Origin of the sequence: Lentzea alba (genome assembly GCF_047445655.1) — a bacterium.
Taxonomy (GTDB): Bacteria; Actinomycetota; Actinomycetes; order Mycobacteriales; family Pseudonocardiaceae; genus Lentzea; species Lentzea alba_A.
The window spans coordinates 1-4,836 of sequence record NZ_JAJAEG010000083.1; the positions used below are offsets into that span (position 1 = coordinate 1).

Sequence of the window (4,836 nt, forward strand, 5' to 3'; positions counted from 1 at the left end):
CCCGAGGTCGATCGCAGTCACGCCGACACCCCCTTGATCACGTCAGCGAGCACGTCCTGCAGCTCTTCCGCCTTGAAGGGCAGGCCCTGCACCTTGGTGTACGACACGGCGTCCACCAGATACTTCGCCCTCAACAGCAACGCCAGCTGGCCCAGGTTCATTTCCGGGACGATGACCTTTTCGTACTTTTTGAGGACCTCACCCAAGTTCTTGGGGAACGGGTTGAGGTGTCGCAGGTGCGCGTGCGCGACAGGCAGGCCCAGCTTGCGGACCCGGCGTGCCGCGGCACCGATCGGGCCGTACGACGAACCCCAGCCCACGACCAGGACCTTCGCCTCGCCGCTCGGGTCGTCGACCTCGACGTCCGGCACCTCGATGCCGTCGATCTTGGCCTGGCGCAGGCGGACCATCCGGTCGTGGTTCTCCGGGTCGTACGAGATGTTGCCGGTGATGTCCTGCTTCTCCAGGCCGCCGATGCGGTGCTGCAGACCGGGAGTGCCGGGTACAGCCCACGGACGGGCCAGTGTCTCCGGGTCACGCGAGTACGGCTGGAAGCCCTCCGGGTCCGTCGCGAACTCGACGGTCAGGTCCGGCAGCGTGTCGACGTCGGGGATCAGCCACGGCTCCGAGCCGTTCGCGATCGCGCCATCGCTCAGGAACAGCACCGGCGTGCGGTACTTCAGTGCGATGCGGGTCGCGTCGACCACGGCGTCGAAGCAGTCCGACGGCGACTGCGGTGCGACGATCGGCACCGGCGACTCACCGTTGCGGCCGAACATCGCCTGCAGCAGGTCGGCCTGCTCGGTCTTCGTCGGCAGACCGGTGGACGGGCCACCGCGCTGCACGTCGATCACCAGCAGCGGCAGTTCGGTCATCACGGCGAGGCCGATCGTCTCGGACTTCAGCGCGATGCCGGGACCGGACGTCGACGTCACGCCGATCGCACCGCCGTAGGACGCGCCGAGCGCGATGCCGATGCCCGCGATCTCGTCCTCGGCCTGCACGGTCGTGATGTCGAAGTTCTTGTGCTTCGACAACTCGTGCAGGATGTCGGACGCCGGCGTGATCGGGTACGTGCCGAGCACGACGGGCAGACCGGAGCGCTGCGCCGCCGCGACGATGCCGTACGCCGTCGCGGTGTTGCCGGTGATCTGGCGGTAGGTGCCGACGTTCAGCTTCGCGGGCGCCACCTCGTAGGTGACCGCGAAGGCCTCGGTCGTCTCGCCGTAGTTCCAGCCGGCGCGGAACGCCAGGACGTTGGCCTCGGCGATGTCCGGCTTCTTCGCGAACTTCTCGCGCAGGAACCGTTCCGTGCCTTCGGTCGGCCGGTGGTACATCCACGAGAGAAGGCCCAGCGCGAACATGTTCTTCGCGCGCTCGGCGTCCTTCTTGCCGAGCCCGGTCTCCTCCAGCGCGCCGATGGTCAGCGTCGCCATGGCGATCTTGTGGACCTGGAACTTGTCGAGCGAGTCGTCCTCGAGCGGGTTGGAGTCGTACCCGACCTTCGTCAGGTTCCGCTTCGTGAACTCGTCGGTGTTGACGATGAGGATGCCGCCGTCCGGCAGGTCGACGACGTTCGCCTTGAGCGCGGCCGGGTTCATCGCGACGAGCACGTCGGGACGGTCACCGGGCGTCAGGATGTCGTAGTCGGCGAAGTGCAGCTGGAACGACGACACACCGGGCAGGGTGCCCTGGGGCGCGCGGATCTCGGCGGGGAAGTTGGGCTGCGTGGCGAGGTCGTTGCCGAACGCCGCCGCTTCCGACGTGAACCGGTCTCCGGTGAGCTGCATGCCGTCACCGGAGTCGCCGGCGAAGCGGATCACGACGCGATCCAGCTTGCGGGTCTCAGTGCTCATTCCTACGCCGATACCTCTCTCCAAGGGTGGCTGTGCCCCACCGCGAGGGTAGTCGCCAGGACCGCCTGCCAGACGGGCCGTGTACCACCAGGCGAGACAAACTGTCCCATCCGCAGCACCGGGTCCTTAACTAGACGGTAAGCACAGCACTACCAGCGGATACCCGAATGCGGCAGACGTCACCCTCGATACCTGTTACTCAAGGTAACACTTACCGCCCGCTGATCCGAGCCTTCATCGCGGCAAGCCTGGCAGCGAACTCTGGAGTGTCGATCGAAGCGACCTGTGGCCGCAGCTCTGTCTCGACCGCTTCCGCGTGGTCGTGCATTGCATCGGTCGCCCGCATCGTGGCCTTGATGGTCCGCACGAGTGCCGCTGGAGCCTCGGCTGCCGCCTTGGCCAGCTCCTTTGCTACTGCCAGTGGGTCTTCAGCCTTCTCGTAGGCCAGTCCTACGCGCACCGCCTCGTCGGCGTCGAGGATCTGTCCGAAGAGCGTCATGGCCGTGGCGGTCTGCTTGCCGGTGATCCTCTGCAGCATCCACGTCATGCCGCCGCCGGGGTGGATCCCGAGCTGCAGGAACCGCGCGTCGAACCTCGCTTTCGGCCCAGCGATCCGCACGTCCGCCGCGAGCGCGAGGTTGAGCCCGGCGCCGACCGCGGCCCCGTTGACGGCCGCGATCGTCGGGATGGTGGCGTTCGCCACGGCGAGGAACCCCCGGTAGATGTTCCTGAGGCCCTCGTCCTTGGAGTTGCCGAGCTGCGTGAGGTCCGCGCCGGCGCAGAACGCGGGCGGCGCCCCCGTGATGATCAGCGCGTTGGCTTCGCGTTCCGCTTCCTTGACCTTGTCGTGCAGCTGCTGCGACAGGTCGATCGTCAACGCGTTGCGCCGCTCCGGGTCGTTGATCGTGATCACGGCGACGGAGTCGTTGTGCTCCAGCAGAACCTCAGCCATGGCTCCGGACTCTAAGGTGCGAGCGGCCGGTCCAGGAGCCGGGACAGCACGACCGTCGACACCGTCCGATCGATGATCTCGACGGCGCGCAGCCTTTCGAGCGCGGTCTCCAGGTGATGGATGTCCGCGGCCCGGAGGTGCACGATCGCATCCGCCGCCCCCGACACCGTGTAAGCCGCACTGACCTCGGCCATCGGTTCCAGCCGGTGCTGGATGTCGTGCGGCGCCACGTTCCCCTTGCAGTGCACCTCGACGAAGGCCTCGGTACCCCACCCGAGCGCCTCCGGGTCGACGACGGCCGTGAAGCCCCGCAGAACCCCGTTGTCCAGGAGTTTGTCCACCCGCCGCTTCACCGCGGGGGCGCTCAAACCGACCTCTTTGCCGATCTCCGCGTAGCTGGATCGAGCGTTCGCCATGAGGCACGAAATGATTCGCTGGTCGATGCTGTCCACACGCAACATTCTGCCCTAGTTCACGCAATGTCGCGGCGTTGTTCGATGGTCGAGCTGCCCTTTACATTTCGATCCATGACCGTATCCATCTCCGGGCCTGGCGAGCCGATCACGCTCGACATCGCCGCACCCCTAGCGCCGACGCGCATGCCGACGACCCGTCGGTACCTCATGTGCCCGCCGACGTACTTCACGGTGGAGTACGCCATCAACCCGTGGATGGATCCGACCCAGCCCACCAACACCTCGTTGGCGCTGGACCAGTGGACGGCCCTGAAGGAGACCTACGAGCGCCTGGGCCACGACGTCCAGGTGATCGACCCGGTCCCCGGCCTGCCCGACATGGTCTTCTCGGCCAACAGCGGCACCGTGATCGACGGCCGCGTCCTCGGCTCCAGGTTCAGGGCTTCCCAGCGCGCCGCGGAGGCCGACCACTTCCGCCGCTGGTTCCTGGCCTCGGGCTACAAGTCCGTAGTCATGCCCACCGCCGTGAACGAGGCCGAGGGCGACTTCACCTGGACCGGTCAGCTTCTTCTGGCCGGCACCGGCTTCCGCACGGACCCCGGCGCGCACGGCGAGGCCCAGGAGGTGCTCGGCGTCCCGGTCGTGTCCCTGCAGCTGGTAGACCCGCGCTTCTACCACCTCGACGTGGCGCTGTTCATGCTCGACGACCAGTCCGCCTCGCCGTTGGTCGCCTACTACCCGGAGGCCTTCTCACCGGGCTCGCAGGCTGTTCTTCGCCGCCTGTTCCCGGACGCCGTGATCGCCAACGACGACGACGCGGTCTGCCTGGGCCTGAACGCGGTCTCCGACGGCAAGCACGTCGTGATGCCGCTAGAGGCCACCAATCTGGCCGAGCAGGTGGCGCGGCGCGGCTTCGAGCCCGTGTTCGTCGACATCTCGGAACTGCGCAAGTCGGGCGGCGGCCCGAAGTGCTGCACGATGGAACTGCGCGGCTGACCTCGCCCACGCAGTCTGCTTCGAAGGCCCCCGTCAACGACGCCGGGGGCCTTCGTCGTGTAGCGACGGTCCGACGTGAGAGGTTCGCTCGATGACCGGCCAAGAGCAGCACGAGTACAAGGCTTCGTTGAGGGTGTACAGCGAGGCGCTAACGCTTGCGGACCTTGTGGCCGCTCTCGGCGAATCCACTGACGGCCACGACATCGGTGATCCGGTGAGCCGCCGTCGCCCTGATGGCGCGCTCCGTGCAGGGGCTCAGTGGGCTCTGACGAGCAGTGCGCAACGCACGAGCCCACTCGACGAACACGTTGCCGAACTCGTGGCGTTCATCGAAGCTCGGAGCCGCGAGATCGACGCACTCGGGGACAAGGTCCAGATCGATGTCTTTTGCGGCGTCTTCACAGGCGATGACGCCCAAGGCGGCTTCACCCTCGAAGCTGACCTGATGCGCAGGCTGAGCGCTCTCAACGTCGACGTCGTCTTCGACCTGTACTAACTCGTCCGCGTGTCACGGCTCACTCAACAACACAGGCCGCCAGACACGTTCAAGAGGTGCCTCGACAGGGGGAAGGGGGACTGTAAAAAGAGCGGTGTAACTCCCGATCATGGAAGTGCA

At 66.7% G+C, this 4,836-nt stretch carries 5 protein-coding genes; 2 read left to right on the plus strand and 3 right to left on the minus strand.

Annotation, left to right across the window (positions count from 1 at the left end; all coding sequences use genetic code 11):
• Positions 1-17: 17 nt before the first annotated feature.
• From LFM09_RS49875 to LFM09_RS49885, 3 genes are all read right to left on the minus strand, one after another.
• Positions 18-1,856 carry a 2-oxoacid:acceptor oxidoreductase subunit alpha gene (locus LFM09_RS49875; RefSeq protein ID WP_414103696.1) on the minus strand — a complete coding sequence of 613 codons (1,839 nt, stop codon included), beginning with the start codon at positions 1,854-1,856 and terminating at the stop codon, positions 18-20.
• Between the two features lie 211 nt (positions 1,857-2,067).
• Positions 2,068-2,808, minus strand: a complete 741-nt coding sequence (locus LFM09_RS49880) for an enoyl-CoA hydratase (protein ID WP_414103697.1) — start codon at positions 2,806-2,808, stop codon at positions 2,068-2,070.
• Positions 2,809-2,819: 11 nt separating this feature from the next.
• Positions 2,820-3,260, minus strand: coding sequence for an Lrp/AsnC family transcriptional regulator (locus LFM09_RS49885; protein ID WP_109628898.1), 441 nt, complete (start codon positions 3,258-3,260; stop codon positions 2,820-2,822).
• Between the two features lie 147 nt (positions 3,261-3,407).
• Here LFM09_RS49885 and ddaH point away from each other — a divergent pair, with 147 nt between their 5' ends.
• Both ddaH and LFM09_RS49895 read left to right on the plus strand, forming a co-directional pair.
• On the plus strand, positions 3,408-4,220 hold the full coding sequence (gene ddaH / locus LFM09_RS49890) for a dimethylargininase (protein WP_414103699.1): 813 nt from the start codon (positions 3,408-3,410) through the stop codon (positions 4,218-4,220).
• Between the two features lie 91 nt (positions 4,221-4,311).
• Positions 4,312-4,716, plus strand: coding sequence for a DUF4279 domain-containing protein (locus tag LFM09_RS49895; RefSeq protein WP_414103698.1), 405 nt, complete (start codon positions 4,312-4,314; stop codon positions 4,714-4,716).
• Positions 4,717-4,836: the final 120 nt, after the last annotated feature.

What these genes read in the sequence shown, in the direction of transcription:
- LFM09_RS49875 (WP_414103696.1), bottom strand. Translation starts at nt 1,856, where the DNA reads ATGAGCACTGAGACCCGCAAGCTGGATCGCGTCGTGATCCGCTTCGCC.
- LFM09_RS49880 (WP_414103697.1), bottom strand. Translation starts at nt 2,808, where the DNA reads ATGGCTGAGGTTCTGCTGGAGCACAACGACTCCGTCGCCGTGATCACG.
- ddaH (WP_414103699.1), top strand. Translation starts at nt 3,408, where the DNA reads ATGCCGACGACCCGTCGGTACCTCATGTGCCCGCCGACGTACTTCACG.
- LFM09_RS49895 (WP_414103698.1), top strand. Translation starts at nt 4,312, where the DNA reads ATGACCGGCCAAGAGCAGCACGAGTACAAGGCTTCGTTGAGGGTGTAC.